General features: G+C 57.6%; 15 protein-coding genes. 4 read left to right on the top strand and 11 right to left on the bottom strand.

The features are described from left to right. Positions 1–50 precede the first annotated feature (50 nt). On the top strand, positions 51–800 hold the full coding sequence (locus tag OHL23_RS27910) for a hypothetical protein (protein ID WP_263355374.1): 750 nt from the start codon (positions 51–53) through the stop codon (positions 798–800). Positions 801–844: 44 nt separating this feature from the next. Here the strand turns inward: OHL23_RS27910 and OHL23_RS27905 are convergent, their stop codons facing one another. The 3 genes from OHL23_RS27905 to OHL23_RS27895 all read right to left on the bottom strand — a co-directional run bounded on the left by OHL23_RS27905 (position 845) and on the right by OHL23_RS27895 (position 4152). Further along, positions 845–1720, bottom strand: a complete 876-nt coding sequence (locus OHL23_RS27905) for an SGNH/GDSL hydrolase family protein (protein ID WP_263355373.1) — start codon at positions 1718–1720, stop codon at positions 845–847. Between the two features lie 198 nt (positions 1721–1918). Beyond that, the gene (gene feoB, locus OHL23_RS27900; protein ID WP_263355372.1) at positions 1919–3838 is read right to left on the bottom strand and encodes a ferrous iron transport protein B; all 1920 of its coding nucleotides are present in this window, start codon (positions 3836–3838) and stop codon (positions 1919–1921) included. Continuing rightward, positions 3835–4152, bottom strand: a complete 318-nt coding sequence (locus OHL23_RS27895; protein WP_263355371.1) for a FeoA family protein — start codon at positions 4150–4152, stop codon at positions 3835–3837. Before OHL23_RS27895 ends, feoB begins: the two co-directional genes overlap by 4 nt. A gap of 325 nt (positions 4153–4477) precedes the next feature. On the opposite strand from OHL23_RS27895, the gene OHL23_RS27890 reads away from it, so the two are divergent. Then, a complete protein-coding gene (locus OHL23_RS27890; protein WP_263355370.1) occupies positions 4478–4768 on the top strand; it encodes a hypothetical protein in 291 nt (96 codons plus the stop codon). Between the two features lie 28 nt (positions 4769–4796). On the opposite strand, the gene OHL23_RS27885 is transcribed toward OHL23_RS27890, so the two are convergent. The 7 genes from OHL23_RS27885 to OHL23_RS27855 form a co-directional block, all read right to left on the bottom strand. Next, entirely contained in the window at positions 4797–5315 is a 519-nt protein-coding gene (locus tag OHL23_RS27885) for a GNAT family N-acetyltransferase (RefSeq protein WP_263355369.1), read from the bottom strand. Beyond that, positions 5302–6759, bottom strand: a complete 1458-nt coding sequence (argH, locus tag OHL23_RS27880; RefSeq protein ID WP_263355368.1) for an argininosuccinate lyase — start codon at positions 6757–6759, stop codon at positions 5302–5304. The genes OHL23_RS27885 and argH overlap by 14 nt, the downstream gene beginning before the upstream one ends. Positions 6760–6834: 75 nt before the next feature. Further along, positions 6835–7842, bottom strand: a complete 1008-nt coding sequence (argF, locus tag OHL23_RS27875; RefSeq protein ID WP_263355412.1) for an ornithine carbamoyltransferase — start codon at positions 7840–7842, stop codon at positions 6835–6837. A 22-nt stretch (positions 7843–7864) separates the two neighbouring features. Next, on the bottom strand, positions 7865–9127 hold the full coding sequence (locus OHL23_RS27870; RefSeq protein WP_263355367.1) for an aspartate aminotransferase family protein: 1263 nt from the start codon (positions 9125–9127) through the stop codon (positions 7865–7867). Positions 9128–9153: 26 nt separating this feature from the next. Beyond that, positions 9154–9936 carry an acetylglutamate kinase gene (argB, locus tag OHL23_RS27865; RefSeq protein WP_263355366.1) on the bottom strand — a complete coding sequence of 261 codons (783 nt, stop codon included), beginning with the start codon at positions 9934–9936 and terminating at the stop codon, positions 9154–9156. Further along, positions 9933–11000 carry an N-acetyl-gamma-glutamyl-phosphate reductase gene (argC, locus tag OHL23_RS27860; RefSeq protein ID WP_263355365.1) on the bottom strand — a complete coding sequence of 356 codons (1068 nt, stop codon included), beginning with the start codon at positions 10998–11000 and terminating at the stop codon, positions 9933–9935. The genes argB and argC overlap by 4 nt, the downstream gene beginning before the upstream one ends. 10 nt (positions 11001–11010) lie before the next feature. Beyond that, complete coding sequence (locus tag OHL23_RS27855) at positions 11011–11481, bottom strand: arginine repressor (RefSeq protein ID WP_263355364.1); 471 nt, start codon at positions 11479–11481, stop codon at positions 11011–11013. 261 nt (positions 11482–11742) lie between these two features. On the opposite strand from OHL23_RS27855, the gene gltB reads away from it, so the two are divergent. After that, positions 11743–16233 carry a glutamate synthase large subunit gene (gene gltB / locus OHL23_RS27850; protein WP_263355363.1) on the top strand — a complete coding sequence of 1497 codons (4491 nt, stop codon included), beginning with the start codon at positions 11743–11745 and terminating at the stop codon, positions 16231–16233. Between the two features lie 9 nt (positions 16234–16242). On the opposite strand, the gene OHL23_RS27845 is transcribed toward gltB, so the two are convergent. Then, positions 16243–16788: a hypothetical protein gene (locus OHL23_RS27845; protein WP_263355362.1), complete on the bottom strand. Its 546-nt coding sequence runs from the start codon at positions 16786–16788 to the stop codon at positions 16243–16245. A 134-nt stretch (positions 16789–16922) separates the two neighbouring features. Here OHL23_RS27845 and OHL23_RS27840 point away from each other — a divergent pair, with 134 nt between their 5' ends. Continuing rightward, the gene (locus OHL23_RS27840) at positions 16923–17318 is read left to right on the top strand and encodes a DUF302 domain-containing protein (RefSeq protein ID WP_263355361.1); all 396 of its coding nucleotides are present in this window, start codon (positions 16923–16925) and stop codon (positions 17316–17318) included. Positions 17319–17687 lie beyond the last annotated feature (369 nt).

Here is a 17687-nt window from a genome sequence, read left to right as displayed (position 1 = left end):
ATACTTCGACTTTTACATTCGCACTTCTTTTGATCTCAGGCCTTTTCGCCTTGCCATCCTTGCACGCGCAGGGCAACTACGAAATTCAGGTCTACGGTTCTGACACCGAACCGGCCAAAAGCACCATGGTTGAGCTGCATTCCAACTACACCATCGACGGGCAAAAGAAACTTATCGACGGCGTTTACCCAACGAACCACCAGGAGCATGAAACTCTCGAGATCACGCAGGGCATCAACAGCTGGTCCGAGGTCGGATTCTACGTCTTCACCAGCCTTCAGGATGGCCGCGGATGGCAATGGGTCGGCGATCACATCCGGCCAAGGGTTAAGGTGCCCGACTCCTGGCATTGGCCAGTCGGTGTAAGCCTTTCCACCGAGGTTGGCTATCAGCGAGCGTCATATTCTCCCGATACCTGGACCTGGGAGATCCGTCCGATCATCGATAAATCTGTCGGTCGGTGGTACTTTGCGGTCAATCCAGCTCTTGAGCGAACCCTCCACGGCCCCGACGTCAACCTTGGCATCGGTTTCTCGCCAGCCGTGAAAGTGGGCTATGACTTCACGAAGGTTGTGAGCGGCGGCGTGGAATATTACGCGGACTACGGCAGTATCACTTCGATCGCTCCGCTCCACGACCAGCAGCAACAGATATTCCTTGTCACCGACCTGAATGTCTCTCCAAAGTGGGAGATCAACCTGGGTGTCGGCTTAGGCCCAACAGCCGCCACCGATCGCTGGATGGTCAAAGGCATCCTCGGACGCCACTTCTCCTGGGTAAAGCAGTCTGTAACGGATTAGGAGAGCCCGCTGTTTGCGCGGGCTAGTGCCCGCACAAACAGCCATTATCTTTGTTGCTGTGCCAAAACCACCTGCATCGTTACCGCAAAGAGATCAAACCCAAACTCCGTGGGATGATGAACATCCCAGAAGAACGTGTGATCCGGATCGGCGCAAACCGAGGTAGTCAGGCAAGGTGTTGTGATGTTCGTAAATCCGTAGTGCGTTGGATCATTTTCGAGAGATTCCAGCAGGCTATATACATCCAGCCTCAGGATATGAACACCCTCGATCCAGTCTTCGAGCCCCAGCAGCAGATTGAGATCCCGATTGGCCGCCACGACCGCTTCATGATCGAACGTCGCATTCGCCTGGCCGGCGGGAATGAGTCCAACATCAAACAAATTAGGAATAACAAAGTGCCTCGCACCCGCCCGCCGCAAGGCCAACTCGCTTTCGGCAATGGCAGTCGCGATTTGAAAGGCCAGCGCATCGGGTGAACCGCCCGTTGCATCCAGAATGTCATTTCCGCCGCCTTCAATCACGTAAAGCGCATTCGGATCAGCCTTGCCTCCGTGTCCGGCCAGATACAACCCTACTTGTTCCGGCACACTCGGAATCGTCCCGCCTGCAAGTTGCACTGGAGCCGTAGCCAAAGCTCCCCCGAAGGCATAATCTGTTCCGCCCGCAAGGTATGGCTTCATTGGCAGGCCGAGTCCTCCCGCAACATGCTCGATCCAGATTGGCCCGTTCGAGAAGCGGCCGTTGTAATATGGTGCCGCCGGTTCTGCCCCGCCAGTCGCGATGAAGATATTACCGACATCGCAATAACTGTCGCCGAACACATAAATGGCGTCATAGCTTGGAATCGCAGCCTGCATCGCGAAGGGTGCCAGGCCAATGGAAATGAAAATCGTCAGAATCCACGATGGTTTTCGCATACAATCCCCCAGTCTCCTAGGCTCTGAATGAACAACTATCTTCAGCGTGGGAGGATGCTAGCGACTAACCAGGTTGCTGTCAACGCGTTTCTTTGTCGAGTAAGTTCGGCCTGGACCAGGGCATCTGCGACCGGGGAGGGGCTCCAGCCTGAAGAGCAACCGCAGGCTGGAGTTGCACGTTGGGATTCCTGGCGGAAGTTATCCCCAGATCGCGGTCACCAGATAATTGGTAACAAATGCTGCTCCGTAGGCCAGCGCCAGCATATAAGCGAACTGCAGCGCGGGCCACTTCCAGCTATTGGTCTCGCGCCGTACGATAGCAATCGTCGATGTACATTGCAGCGCGAAGGCGAAGAAGACCATCAGCGCAATCGCTCCACCGAGCGGCAAATCATGATGCAGCGCCGTCTGCAGACTCAACGCCTGCGTCTCCGGGTCTGCGCCATACAGGGTGCCCATAGTGCCGACCATCACTTCGCGCGCGAGCACGCTGGAGAGCAATCCAATGCCTATCTTCCAGTTGAAGCCAAGCGGCGCAATCACCGGCTCGATAAAGTGGCCCAGCCGGCCGATTACGCTTTCCGTCAGCTCCGCATGATGCCCCGCATGAAGCGGAAAATATGCTAGCACCCAAAGCGCCAGCGTGACCGAGAGAATGATCGTGCCAGCCTGGGTGAGGAAGACCTTCGCGCGATCCATCAGGCGCAGGCTGAGCGAGCGCAGCGTCGGCATCCGGTACTGCGGCAACTCAAGAATGAATGGCGTGTCGCTCGACTTCAGAATGGAGCTCTTCAACAGCCGCGCCGTCACCAGCGCGGCCAGGAAGCCAATGAGATAGAGGCTCAGCATCACAATCGTCTTCAGGCCGATCAATCCGCCCGCGAAGGCAACATTCGGAACAAATGCAGCAATCAAAAGCATGTACACCGGCAGCCGCGCCGAACAAGTCATGAATGGTGTCACGAGAATCGTAGCAAGGCGGTCACGCTTGTTCTCAATCGTGCGCGTGGCCATGATCGCAGGCACCGCGCAGGCATACGCCGAGAGCAGCGGGATAAATGCCTTACCGTTCAGCCCGATCGACCGCATCACGCGGTCGGCAATCAAGGCTGCGCGAGCGAGATACCCGGTATCTTCAAGTACTCCGATAAAGAGAAACAGCAGAAGAATCTGCGGAAGGAAGACAAGCACCGAAGTTACGCCCTTCCACGCCCCATCCAGCACCAGCGACCGGATCCACCCATCCGGCAGAAAATCTGTCGCATAAGTTCCCAGCCGCCCCAGAAGGTCTCCCAGCCCATCGCTCAGTGGCTGCCCGATCGAAAACACCACTTCAAAGACCGAGATCACGACAAGGAGGAAAAGCAGTGGACCCCATACACGATGCAGCAATATCGCATCGACGCGTCGCGATGCCTGCGCGGAAAGCGGCGCGCGATACCCAGTCCGCGAACTCACCTGCGCTGCCCAGCGATGCGTGCTCATCGCGTTTCCCAGGACCGGCAGCATCAGTGGAGCTTGTTCCGGCTTGCCGTCGACCTTCTTCGATTGCCGATTGAGAAACAGTTGGATGGCCTCCATCCCGGTTCCCTTGGTGGCGCTCACCAGGGCAACCGGTGCCTGCAACTCCTGAGCCAGTAGCAGCGGATCGATGGCCCCGCCGCGCGCATCCATCAGGTCGCTCATGTTGAGGAGCACCATCGTGGGCAAGCCCATTGCAAGCACTGGAGCGGCCAGCATCAGCTGTCTCGTCAGGTGCAGGGAATCGAGCACCAAGAGCACCGCATCCGGCTTTGGCGTGCCGGGCATGTGGCCTTCCAGCACATCGATCGAGACCCGCGCATCTTCCGAATAGGCGTCAAGCGAGTAAATCCCGGGAAGATCGATCAGTGTCAGATCGTCGCGACCCACGCCAGCCATGCGGCCCATGCGCTGTTCCACTGTGACGCCAGGATAGTTGGCCACCTTCTGCCGTAACCCGGTTAGGCGGTTGAAAAGAGTGGATTTTCCTGAATTAGGCGGACCGATCAGCGCGATTGTGTGAACGCTTCCGTGAGATTTCGCCCCAGGTAACGGGACTGGCGGTACATAGACAGGAGGCGCACAGCACTCGCTCATCGAACTGCCTCAATGATTTCCTGAATGGGCTTTTCCGGGGAGGTCGTACGTACAACAGCCTCTGTCTCCGCATCCCTCTGCACAGAAGTTACTCGAATCTCTCGCGCTGTTTCGTGCCGCAGAGCGATCTCAATTCCATCTACCGAATACACCGTGGGATCACCTGACGGGGCGCGATGCAGCGCCTTCACCCGCGCGTCTGGTACAAAGCCCATATACATCAAATGGTTCTGGACGCCCGGCGGCAAGTCCAACGCCACCAGCACTCCGCTTTCGCCTACCGAAAGACTGCTCAGCACACGCAACTGGCGCACTCCAAAATATCGCCCCGGTGTTTCCGGGAAGGGTCATTACAAATCGAGGGAACTGAAGAATTACGACTAGTTCAGTCGGACTTCAGTATACGACCGATTAGGTCTGGATTGCAATGCAACATCCGCGTTACAACCAACTGTTCTGTAACCAGTTTAAGTAGTCTTCTTCAGGTTCCCGTCACAGCCATTTCGTTCATTTGCGGGTTTGAGATTTACACTCCGGTAAGAACCCGAAGACGCAAATGACTTGGAATCGTTCGGACCACGGGAATAACCGCCGATCGGCCTTTGGCGGCGTTACACTCCCAACGAGGAATTACCCGCAATGAATATCGTCGCCTTCCAAGCCAGCATAAACAACGACATACCCCCGGCAGACCTATCCGCGCCCCTCGAAGCTCTCTGGTGGGATAAGAAAGGGGATTGGTCCCGTGCGCATCAACTCGTCGACGAACTCGAAACCACAGAAGGAATGGCAGTTCATGCCTATCTCCACCGAAAAGAAGGGGAGCAATGGAACGCCGACTATTGGTATCGCCGCGCAGGCCGCACTTACTACCGAATTCAACTAGGCGACGAATGGACCGCACTCGTTCAGGCATTTCTTCGCAGATAGCTAGGCGGGCTGGAAGTTAGGAGCTGCTTCAACCCAGCCGCACCAGTTCCCGTGCTTCCTGCTTCGGCCCCAGGATCGATATCTTTGGAATCTTGCCTCGTACCATCGCAACCTCATCGCATCGATGCAAACGAGGACAGGTTTGGCAGTCCTTGAAGACCTTATCCGGCAGATCCGCCTTATCCTCGACGGTCCGGAATCCGTACTTGAAAAAGAAATCCGGAATGCGCGTGAAAAGGCACACAGACTGAATCCCATGTTCTTCGGCCTCTTCGATAAGAGCCTTCAGCACACGCCCGCCCGCACCGCGTCCCTTCGCGCCGGGCTTCATGACAATCGACCGCACCTCAGCCAGATGCGGTCCATAAAGATGCAGCGCGCCGCAGCCGAGAAACACGCCCGTATCCGACTCTGCAACCGTAAAATCGCGGATATTCTCGCATATCTCGGCAAACTGGCGCTTAAGAAGAGTGCCATCGCCGCTGAGACTGTTCACCAATTCAAAGACGTCCGAAGCGTCCTGAAGGCGCGCCTTACGCACCAGCATGAACCGCCTCCTGTCTGCCCGTCCGCGCACCGCTATGCAAGACCGATTGAATGCGCTCCTCTGCGGCAATGACCGCTTCTCGAACCTGGTTTCGCGCGGTTCCGCCGATTACATCGTGGCAATCCAGCGTAGCTTCCAAAGTGATCGCATCATAGAAATCGACTTCAAACTCTTCGCCAAACTGACGCAGTTCCTCCAGCGTAAGCCCATTCAATTCCAAGCCTTTTTCAAGGCCGAACCGCACAGCGTTCCCGATCTTCTCATGTGCCTTACGGAAGGGAACTCCCTTGTGCACCAGGTAGGTGGCCGCCGCCATCGCATTTAGGTAGCCATTCTCGGCAGCCTCCTGCATGCGCCCCGCATTGAACTCAAGTGCGCTCGTGAACCGGGCCAGCAACCCCAGCATCTGCGCCGTTCCACGCACGGCAAAGGCCGGTTCCTGCGTCTCCTGCATGTCCTTGTTGTAGGCCAGCGGCAATCCCTTCAACTGTAGCGTTACGGCAGCCGCAGCGCCATGAATGCGGCCGACCTTGGCCCGCACCAACTCGGTCAAATCCGGATTCTTCTTCTGCGGCATTGCGCTCGATCCCGTCGAAAAAGCCTCTGGCAACTGCACAAATCCAAACTCTGCTGTAGCAAACAGAGTGATCTCTTCCGCAAACCGGCTGGCATGAAGTCCAACAAACGTCAACGCCTGCAAGTATTCCAGTACAAAGTCGCGATCGCTCGTAGCATCCATGCTGTTTGCAGTCGGCGCAGTAAAATCAAGCTCTTTCGCCGCAATCCAGCGGTCAAGTTTGAGCGTTGCGCCGGCGACCGCACCTGAACCCAGGGGGCAGTAATTCAATCGCGCTGCGCAATCGTGCAGGCGGCTGATATCACGCAGCAACATTTGCGCATACGCCAGTAGCCAATGCGCCACCAGCACCGGCTCCGCGCGCTGCAAATGCGTGTAGCTCGGCATGACCGCATCGCCCGCAGCTTTCGCTTTTGCGACCAGCGCCAATGCCCAATCGCCAAGAGCAGCGACAGTCCCTTCTATCTGCCCACGAACATACAGCCGCAGATCCGTTGCAATCTGCTCGTTGCGGCTACGCCCCGTATGTAGCTTCAGCGCCAGGGAGCCGAGCCGCTCAGTAAGGGCAATCTCAACAAAGTGATGAATGTCCTCGGCTGTCGCATGATCACGCACCTTCGCTGCGTTCTCGGGACTGGCATATTCTGCCGCAATGTCGTCGAGGATCGCTCGCAGATGATAGAGCTCGTCGCTGTTCAATATGCCTGCCGCGGCAATTGCCGACGCATGAGCCTTACTGGCAGCTACTTCTTCTTGCAGTAGCTGCCAGTCAAAGACAATCGATCGCTGCCATGCTTCGAATTCCGCGTCGAGAGGCTCTCGAAAGCGGCCTGACCACATCTTTGTAGCATTTTGTTCGCTAGACATGATAATTCTTTGATTCCTTCGCCTTCCATTCGGTCGATCTATATTTCCGACGCTTCTGGCATGGTCAAGAACAGCTTACGCATTCTGGGTAAAGCTGGCAGTGTTTGAGAGGCCTCCCAGCAGTAACAGCAGCAGCGCCTTTTGTGCATGCATTCGATTCTCTGCCTGATCGAAGACAATCGACTGCGGCCCATCAAGCACCGCGTCCGTGACTTCCGCATTGCGGCGTGCCGGAAGGCAATGCATAAACACCGCATGACCAGCGGCCCGGGACATAAGAGCTTCATTCACCTGAAACGGCCGGAAGATCGGCGCCCGCTTGGTCGACTCGTGCTCAAAGCCCATGCTGACGCAAACATCGGTATAGACTGCATCTGCGTTTTCCGCTCCGGCCTGCGGGTCTTGCGTCAGCCGAATCTCACATCCATTCGCTTCCGCCTTTTCGCGCGCCAGCGTAACAATCTCGATATCCGGCGAGTATCCGCGTGGCGTGGCGACGGTCACGTTCGCCCCCAGTTGCGCGCCCGTAAGCATCAACGAATGGCAGACGTTGTTCCCGTCGCCAACGTAGGTGAAGTTCATGCCGCGAACCGTGCCGAAATGCTCCTCAAGGGTCATAAAATCCGCCAGCGCCTGGCACGGATGCTCAAAGTCCGAGAGCGCGTTAACCACCGGCACGCGCGAGTGCGCCGCCATCTCGGTGATCGTGTCATGCGCATACGTCCGCAACACGATCACATCCACCCAGCGCTCCACATTGCGCGCCACGTCCGCAATCGACTCGCGCTCACCGAGCGGAGAGTTTGTCTGATCCACGAAGATGGCATTGCCGCCCATCGTGTTGATGCCTGTCTCAAAGCTCAACCGCGTGCGCAGACTGGCCTTCTCAAACATCAGCACCATCTGCTTCGCGTCCAGCGCGTGCCTGTACTCGCGCGGATTGCGCTTCACATCATGGCCAAGCTTCAAAATCGCCCTGACTTCGGCGCTGGAAAGATCGTTGATCGAGCACATGTCTTCGCCCGCGAGTCGCGCTGCGGCCGTCAGTATGTCCTGATCCTGCTCTACGGGAATGGCGGCCATCTGCCGCTCCACAAATGCCTTGCTAGCCACGGACCTGTCCTCCCACGTGATCGGCCGCCTCGCCCACAGCAATGCTGCTGGCGTGCTCCTTGAGAATCTCATCCAGAGCCGCGATGGCCTGGTCCACATGTTCTTTCTGAAGAATGAAAGGCGGCAGGAAGCGAAGCACCGTGTCGCTGGTGCAGTTGATGAGAATCTTCCGTTGCAGCATTTCTTTCACCACTAACTTCGCGAGATCCGCCGAATCCAGCTCAGCCGCAAGCATAAGTCCCTTGCCGCGCACGTCGACAATCGCGCCGTGTTTGTTGGCAAGCCCTTTCAGTTGTTCCTGAAAGTAGTCACCCACCTCGATCACATGCTCCAGCAACCCTTCGCGCTCGATCGTGTCGATTACCGCAATGGCAACTGCGCAAGCCAGCGGTCCTCCACCAAAAGTTGTCCCATGCATGCCGGGATGAATTGCTCGCGCAACCTCTTCAGTGCAGAGCGTCGCGCCGAGCGGGATGCCGCCTGCGAGAGGCTTTGCCAGCGTAGTAATATCCGGGCGAATCCCGTAGTGCTGATACCCGCACCACTTGCCAGTACGCCCCATTCCCGCCTGGATTTCGTCCACGATGAGCAGTGCGCCAGTCGACGCCGTCAATTCGCGTGCGGCGTTAAAGAATTCCTGCGTCAGAGGCCGAATCCCGCCCTCACCCTGAATTGACTCCATCAGAACCGCGCAAACCTCATTCGAGAATTTCGCCCGCAGGTCCGCTACATGGTTGAAGCGAACAAACTCCACGCCCGGCACGACCGGTCCAAATGGTTCACGATACTTAGCCTTGTGAGTCGTCGAAACCGATCCAAAAGTACGCCCATGAAAACTATGTTCCAGCGCCAGAAACTTCGTCCCGATCGTCTTGCCTTCCGAGCGCAACAGCCCGGCATGAGCCCGAGCCAGTTTCATCGCTGCTTCCCATGCCTCGGTGCCAGTATTCGCGAAGAAAACGCGATCCATTCCGGTCCGCTCCGTTAGCCGCAGCGCAAGCTCCGCCTGTCCCTCATGAAAATAGAGATTCGACGTATGGATCAGCGCACGGCTCTGGCGTGCAACCGCTTCCTCAATCGCAGGATGGCCATATCCCAGCGCATTTACGCCAATGCCGCTCAACAGGTCCAGATAGCGTGCTCCATTTTCGTCAATTAGATGAACACCCTCGCCGCGTTCAAAGAGCAGGGGATTACGTTCGTAGGTCGAAAGTAAAAGTCGCGCCTCGGCAGCGCGAATCGTATCCAGCTTCATATCTAATTCCTCTCCTCAGGAGGCCGCTAAGCCACCATCACTTCCGTTCCTTCGGCAACTCGTGACGTACACAAATCAGGCAGGACTTGAGCAGCTTCCGCCGGCAAAATGCGCACTCGCTTCACCCCATGCAACAGCGCCTCACGGCAAGCACTCAGCTTCGGCAGCATTCCACCGGAGATCACGGCGCTCTTCGCCATCTCGGCAATCTGGTCGATGCTCAACCAACGCATCACTTCGCCGCTGGCTCCGCGCACCCCAGGCACATCGGTCAGAAATACTAATGCGTCCGCGCGGCAAGCTGTGGCGCAAGCCGCGGCCATCTCATCGGCATTGATGTTGTAGTACTCGCCGTCAAAGCCCAGCGCCATGGAGGAAATCACCGGCACGCCCTGCAACTGCCAGATAGCCTCAATCCACCGAGGATCGCTCGCGGCAATCTCGCCTACGTATCCAAGATCCGGTTCCGTGCGCTTCTTGCGTGCGCGAAACATCAGCCCGTCGCCGCCCGAAAGCCCAATCGCAGGCTGCCCAACGGAACCCAGCGCCGCCACCAGCCCTTTGTTCACGCGACCTGCAAAGACCATCAACGCCGTGTCGCGCGTCTCGGCATCTGTAACTCGCAGTCCGTTGATGAATTCGCTCTTCTTGCCTAGCTGAGCAAGAGTCTTGGTAAGTTGAATTCCCCCGCCATGCACCACCGCCACCTGGTTGCCATCCTGCACCAGGTTCGCAATCGCGCGTACGCATCCCTGCAAAAGCGTTGGGTTTTCGAGGCCCGCTCCACCGAGCTTGATGACATACTTCATTCCAGACCCTCCGCCTCGCCCCAGCCCTGCATTACATTGAGATTCTGCACCGCCTGCCCTGCAGCGCCCTTGAGCAGGTTGTCCAGGCAACTCACAATCACCGCCCGACGCCCGTCTTTCGCAATGTTGAAGCCAATGTCCGCGTAGTTGGTACGAACGGAATACTGAATCTGCGGCAATGTCGTTCCAAAGAGCCGAACAAGCGGACTTCCGTGATAGAAATCCCGGTAGCATTTCTCGATCGCATCATTTGTCTGCGATTCAACAAACCGCACATAGATCGTCGAAAGAATGCCCCTGGGAATCGGCAACAGATGCGGCGTAAAGGTCAAAGCCTCCGCATCTACGCCCAACTGCTCCAGTAACTCGCCGGTATGACGATGGGTAAACACCCCGTAAGCAGACAAATTATCCGCGGCATACATAAAGTGAGTCTTTGCGGACGGTGCCTTGCCCGCGCCACTGACGCCACTCTTTGAATCGCAGACAATGCCATGGTTCAAATCGACCAATCCCGCCTCCAGAAGCGGTTTCAGCGCCAGAATCACCGAAGTTGCGTAACATCCCGGATTCGCCACCAATCCAGCTCCGCGAATCTCCGCCCGGTGCAGCTCCGGCATTCCGTAAACCGCCTCCAATTGCGTATGCAACGCCGTTGTCGAACCCTCATCCTCAAACTTGTAGACAGATCGATTCGCAGCTTCTTCAAGCCGCCAGGCTCCGCTCAGATCGATCACCCGGAAACCGCGTTTGCGCGCCTCCGGAGCCACTTCCCGCGAAAGCTCGTGCGGAGTCGCCAGGAATACAACCTCAACTCCCAGATCCTCCAGCAGTTCCCAGGAAAACGGCTGCACCCGTAGCGATCCAGTCTCATAGCTATCCATTAACTGCGGATGAATTTCTCCAAGCGGGATTCCGCCGCGTGCCTGATCCTGTTCATCGACACGTCCCGCAAATACCGGCATGGCGCCCTTAAGTCTGGGATGCCGCACCAGCAACCGGGCTAACTCTGCTCCCGCATATCCCGTCACGCCGACAACTGCCGTATGTACCGCTTTGCTCATTTCAACCGCTTTACCCTTCCAGTATCTTTCGCAATCTTGCGTGGACTTCCGCTGCCCGGCGCAAGTCCGGGCAAATCACCAACACAGTGTCGTCTCCCGCAATGGTGCCAACTACTTCCGGCCACAACTCGTTATCCAGGGCGGCCGCTACCGGTTGCGCCCCTCCCATCACTGTACCAATCACCACTTGATTCATCGCCTGCCGGCAGCGCAATCCAAATGTTTCCATTACATTCGCAACGCTGGGAGGTCCATCGTTTTCTTCCTCCGCCACCGCGCTAACTTCGCCGTTCCCATTTCCATTTGAAAGACGATACCCCGCAGGCCCTTTGAATAGATGCATCTCATGCATGTCGCGGGAAAGTGTCGCCTGTGTGACGGCAAAGCCCCGGCGTCGCAGCTTGCGCCGCAGATCGTCCTGGCTCTGGATGAGAGAGTTGCCGACTAACTCCCGAATCGCATTGTGACGTTCCTGCTTCATTTCGCGATCGACTTCCCTGAAGCCAGCCGCTTTGGACCGGCAAATCGAAAGCGCGGCCCCATTTCGAGGACCGCGCTTGCATAAATATACGGTAGTTTGTATAAATATGCAAAGCGGTTTCGCAAAATCTTAACGGCATTTTGAATTTACTCCCTGTCGGCCTTCGGGTCACTTCGGCGCGGTGGTGTCTTTTGCAGATGCTTTGCGTCTTTGTCAATTTCCTAAGTAGATTTCTCGTTTCAAGAGGTCGTATAGTTACGTATGGATCGCCTCCGCCTTCATTCCGATAACCGTAGCAATCCGTCTCAGGAATTGAATCTCGCGCGTCAGTTGGATTCTTTTCCGAACCTTCTTGACTCCCGTTTTGACCAGGATTCCTGCGGCGTGGGATTCGTGGCTCAACTTTCCGGTGAGCCCTCGCACGCAATTCTGGAACACGCCTTGACGGCTTTGGCCCGGCTCGAACACCGCGGAGCCGTCGCCGCGGACGGCAAGTCGAGCGACGGGGTCGGCGTCATGACTGCAATCCCGCGCGATCTGCTTCTCCTGCCGCTCGGAATCGAACTCGATCACGACAAGCCTCTCGGCGTCGCTGTCGTTTTTCTCGAAGGCGAGTCCCTGGCCTCGCGTACAGAACTCGAATCGGCGCTCGCAGCCCAGCAGATCGCGCTTTTGGCCTGGCGTCCCGTGCCGATTTGTCCGCAGATTTTAGGCTCGATCGCCGCCTCCACGTTGCCGGATATATGGCACGTTCTTGTTACGTCAGAGGATGCTGCGGACTTCGACCGCCGTTTGTATCTCGCCCGCAAGCAGTTTGAGCGCTCCGCCCTCCCCGGTTACGTCGTGTCTATTTCGTCGACGACCATTGTCTACAAGGCGCTTTGTGCCGGTCGGCTCCTGCCCGAGTTCTATCCGGATCTAGCGGACCCGGGCTTCCTGACGCCCTTCGCCGTCTTTCATCAACGCTACGCCACCAACGTACTGCCAAGCTGGGATCGCGCTCAGCCCTGCCGCACCCTCGCCCACAACGGTGAGATCAACACGATTTGGGGCAATCGCTCCCGCATGGAGGCCCGCGCTGACACTTTGCCTCTTGACCTGCACCCGGTCCTGACCATCGGCGGCTCGGACTCTTCGTCGCTGGACGAAGTCGTTGAACTACTCGCGCAGAATGGCCGCACCGTCGCCGAGGCTCTGCGTATGCTTGTGCCGCCCGCCAACCACGGCAATACATCCTCCTTTTTGCAATACACGGGCGACTGCGTTGAACCCTGGGATGGTCCCGCTGCGCTTTCCTTCGCGGACGGCCGCCAGGTCGGAGCCATTCTGGATCGCAACGGCCTGCGCCCCTGTCGCTTTGCCGTCGATGAAGACGGCCTCGTCGTAGCCGGCTCGGAAGCCGGTCTTGTCGATATGGACCCTGAGCGCGTCATTCACTCTGGACGCCTCGGTCCGGGCCAGATGATCCTCGTCGATCTCGAAACCCACGAGTTCCTTGAAAACGAAGAACTTCTCACCCGCTTCGATCAGAACAACCGTTACCAGGACCTGATACAGCGCGATACTCCGCTGGTTGTTGTCGAAGAAACCACGGAAGCTCTAGATCCAGTCGAACTGAACCGGCTGCAGCACCGCTTCGGGTACACCCGCGAAGAGGTGCGCATGATCCTTGCGCCCATGGCCACCGAGGGCAAAGAGGCCGTCTGGTCCATGGGGGACGACACGCCGCTTGCGCCGCTGGCCCGCGCTCCGCGCCCCGTGTACGCATTTTTCCGCCAGCGCTTTGCGCAGGTCACCAATCCTCCCATCGACCCTCTGCGCGAAGCGGTGGTAATCCAGATGCATACGCGTCTCGGTCCCTGGCCTCATCTGTTCGAGCCGCGCGAGCCGTTGCCGGGTCTTTCCCTGCGTTCTCCCGTGCTCTCGCTGGCGCAGATGCAGGCGCTTAAATACAAGGACCATCCGCTGGCGCAGGATCTGCCGCTCGAAGTCATCGATTGCGTCTTCTCTCACGACGAGTCTCTCGAAGCTGCTCTCGACCGGATGAGGCGCCGCGCCGTGGACCTTACCGCGGATCACGCCAAGGTTCTGCTACTCAGCGACCGATCCGCGTCTTCGTCCGCCATGCCGATTCCGATGGCAATGGCGGTTGGCGCAGTGCACCGCGCTCTTATCTCCGCGGGCGTACGCGCCGAGGTCGGCATTGCCGTCGAAGCAGGTGATTGCCGCGATATTCATCATCTGGCTGTGCTGCTTGGCATGGGCGCTGGAGCGGTCTGTCCATGGCTGGCCCTCGAAACGGCGCGCGCGCTCACTCCGGAACAAGGCGAAGCGAACACCATTCATGCGCTGGAACTCGGCTTGGCGAAGATCATGTCCAAGATGGGGATCAGTGTCGTGGACAGTTATCGCGGCGCTCACCTCTTTGACGCCATCGGCCTGTCCGACGAGATCATCGACAAGTGCTTTGTCGGAACGCCATCGCCGCTCTCCGGAATCGGATTCGAGGATATCGAGAAGCTGATTCGCCAGTCGTGGCGGGAACAATCTTCGCCTTCGGAATCGCGCGAAGCTTCCGAAGCCGCTGAAGATGGTGGTTCGCTTGTCGCAGCCATTGCTCCAGCGGCGGTGAAAGACCTGCCCGACTACGGTTTTGTTCGCTTCCGCAAGGCAGATGAGGCGGAAGTGCATGCCTGGCAACCCCAGACCGTCCGCGCCCTTCAGGCTGCCATGGGTTCTACCAAACAGGGTGCCGCTCTGGCGCTTACGCCATGGTCGGCCTTTACCACCCAGGCCAGTGAGGAGCATCCGGCTTACCTGCGTGATTTGTTGGAAATCCGCCCCGCCGGATCGGAACTCGCCCTCGAAACGGTCGAAGCTCCTGGCAGCATCTGCAAGAACTTCATCGCCTCGGCTATGAGTTTTGGTTCGTTGTCACCGGAGGCACACCAGACGATTACGCAGGCTATGAACCTGCTCGGAGGCCGCTCCAACACCGGCGAGGGCGGCGAAGACCCTTCGGTTTACCCTCCAGTGGACGGCGCTCCTTCTTTGCTGAACAACAAGATCAAACAAGTCGCCAGCGCACGTTTCGGAGTAACCGCCGAATATCTCGTTCACGCCGAGGAGATCGAGATCAAAATCGCTCAGGGAGCCAAGCCCGGCGAGGGCGGCCAGCTCCCCGGCCACAAGGTCACGGAGTTGATCGCGCGCCTGCGTCACGCTCAGCCTGGGATGCAGCTCATCAGCCCGCCGCCGCACCACGATATCTATTCGATCGAAGATCTCGCGCAACTCATCTACGACCTGAAGCGCGTCAACCCGCGCGCAGCCGTGGGGGTCAAGCTGGTTTCCGAATGTGGCGTGGGCACAGTTGCCGCCGGCGTGGCCAAGGCGTATGCCGATTACATTGTGATCGCTGGGCACACAGGAGGTACAGGAGCTTCGGCGCTTTCGAGCATCAAGTACGCTGGCGATCCGTGGGAACTGGGTCTGGCGGAGGCGCAGCAGGTGCTGATTCATAACGGCCTGCGCGGGCGCGTCCGTCTCCGGACCGATGGCGGTTTGCGCACGGCTCGCGATATCCTGATCGCCGCTCTCCTCGGCGCGGACGAGTTCGCCTTCGGAACTTCGGTGCTGGTCGCATTAGGTTGCGATATGGCTCGCCAATGCCACCTGAATACCTGTCCTACCGGCATCGCGACGCAAAAGCCTGAGTTGCGCGCCAAATTCCGCGGGAAGCCGGAGCATGTTGTACGCTTCTTCGAGGAACTCGCTCGGGAACTGCAACAGTTGTTGGCCTCGCTCGGCCTGCCTTCTCTTGCTGCTGCCACTGGACGCACCGATCTGCTCGAACAGGTGCGTTACGACGGCAATCTGAACCTCGCGCCTGTTCTCGCTGCCTCCGAGGTCGCAAAGATGACGGACGGAGCGACTCGCTGGGAGGGCAAGCGCAACGACCGCCCCGAGGAACATCCGGCGCTTGACGACGCCTGGGTAGAACCGGCTTTCGCGGCCTACAAATCCAACCAGCCTTTTTCGGTGACTACCACGATCACCAACGAAAATCGGACCGTTGGAGCGCGGCTGGCAGGTCAGATTGCTCAATTCCACACCAACAATCCGACCGCGTCGGGGTCTTCGCTGCAGTTCGAGATGAAAGGTGTTGCCGGGCAGTCTTTCGGAGCCTTCGCGGTTTCGGGAATGACGCTCAAGCTGGAGGGACTGGCCAACGACTTTGTCGGCAAGGGTCTCTGCGGCGGCGAGTTGATTCTGCGCGGCGAAGGCCGTGCGGCGCGGGAGAGCACAAAGCACGTCATTCTCGGCAACGTGGCGCTCTACGGTGCTACTTCTGGTTCCTTGTATGCCGCTGGGCGCGCTGGCGAGCGATTTGCGGTTCGTAACTCGGGCGCGCTGGCGATTGTTGAGGGCGTTGGGGATCACGGTTGCGAATACATGACAGGTGGCCTGGTTGTTGTACTTGGAGATGCGGGCATCAACTTTGGCGCTGGCATGACGGGCGGTTTGGCGTGGGTTTACGACGACAAGGCTGCATTCATCGAGAAGGGCCTGTATCACAAGGAATTTCTCGTTGCGGAGCGGTTTGACGATCTAGACCACACGGCGCAGAAGTCGATCTACGAGTTGGTCGAGTTGCATGTGGCTAAAACCTCCAGCTCTTGCGGCGTTGTTTTGCTGACGCAATGGGAGAAGCTGGCGAAGAACCTGATTCGGCTCACTCCGAAGGGGTAAATCCGCCGATCATTTGCGGGCGTAGTCAAGGCCGGCGAGAGGTTTCCAGCTCTCGCCGGCCTTTTCTGCGAGTGACCAGTGATACAGATCGTTCGTTTTCCGCTCCACAAGAACCTGCAGGACGGCTGGTTTGTCATCGAAGTTGGTGCCTTCGAATTCCATCCTCCAGAGGTTGCCCTCAATGGTCATAGGGCATTCGGTGATTTGACCGGATGCGCTCATGTACCACATGCGCAATTGGTGTCGCGCCGCGTCCCAGTACATATTTCCGTCATAGTTCTTGAGGATTCCGTGCGTGCTTACGAAGTGCGTGGTGAAGCGGAGGTAGCTGCCATTGTCGGAAGGAGAATAGCTGGTCTCGATGCGGAGCATTTCTGGACCGAACGCTGTTGCGTCCGCCGTCCAGACGCCGCCGACCAGCCATGCAAAGGCGTCAAGCGGCTTTGCCGGCTTTTCGATGGTTTTGGTAGTGCCTGCGTTCTGCGCTTGCGAGATGCAGACGATTGCCAGCACCGAAACAGCTAAGAAACCCAGATTCCATCGCCAATTTCTCAAGGCAGCACCTTGCTTTCTTGTTGCTGGAGAAGCGCCGGAAGATTAATTCCGCGAATATATCAGGAGCAGCCGCGATAATCCAGAATCATAATTGGAAGCGAATCAAATTACAGGTGTCTTGCCAAGGAGGGGTCATGGTGGAGTTGCCCGATAAGGGAATGGTGCATCGGAGCAGTCCGTACTGCGTGGATGAGACGGTGGAGCGGCTGGGGACAGTATTGCAGTCGCTGGGGATTCCGGTGCTGGCGCGGATCGATCATAGCGGCGGAGCGGCGGCGATGGGTCTAGCGATGAGGCCGACCAAGCTGCTGATCTTTGGGAATGCCAAGGCCGGGACGCCACTGATGGTGGCTGCGCCCACGCTAGCGCTTGATTTGCCCCTGAAGGCTCTGGTCTGGGAGGACTCGGAAGGGAAGATTTGGGTTTCTTACAACACTCCGCAGTATTTGCTGGAGCGGCATGGATTTCCGGAGGAGCTGATGCCGAATATTGCCGGTATTCGCGTGATCGTGGATGAGGCTGTGCGCTGACTTGTTTGGTTGAGGTTTCGATGAGATCCGTTTGCGATAGTTTTCGAGGCGAAGAAAAAAGGAAATAAATTGAGAGGGGGTAGGGGGTACCCTTGTTTTACGTGTATCTCCATTCGTTTCATTCGGTTGCGGGATAATTTGGGTGCCAAAAGTGCATTATTTGCGTGTTTTTTGGCACTTTTTTCTGTTTGTTTTGTCCCCTGGCGGCGTAGGCCGACTCGGAACGCCGCTCATCCTGATTATGCGCCAATGGAGGGTAATTATCCGCAACCTGAGATTTCGACAGGGCATTGGATGGGTTGCCATTTCCACAAAAACAAGTTGACATATATCATAAATGGATATATCTATATGCGATATAGAGGTTCC

Source organism: Acidicapsa acidisoli (assembly GCF_025685625.1).
In the GTDB taxonomy this organism is placed as follows: domain Bacteria; phylum Acidobacteriota; class Terriglobia; order Terriglobales; family Acidobacteriaceae; genus Acidicapsa; species Acidicapsa acidisoli.
Note: the sequence above shows the minus strand (reverse complement) of the source record. Positions and strands in the feature narration are given on the sequence as shown.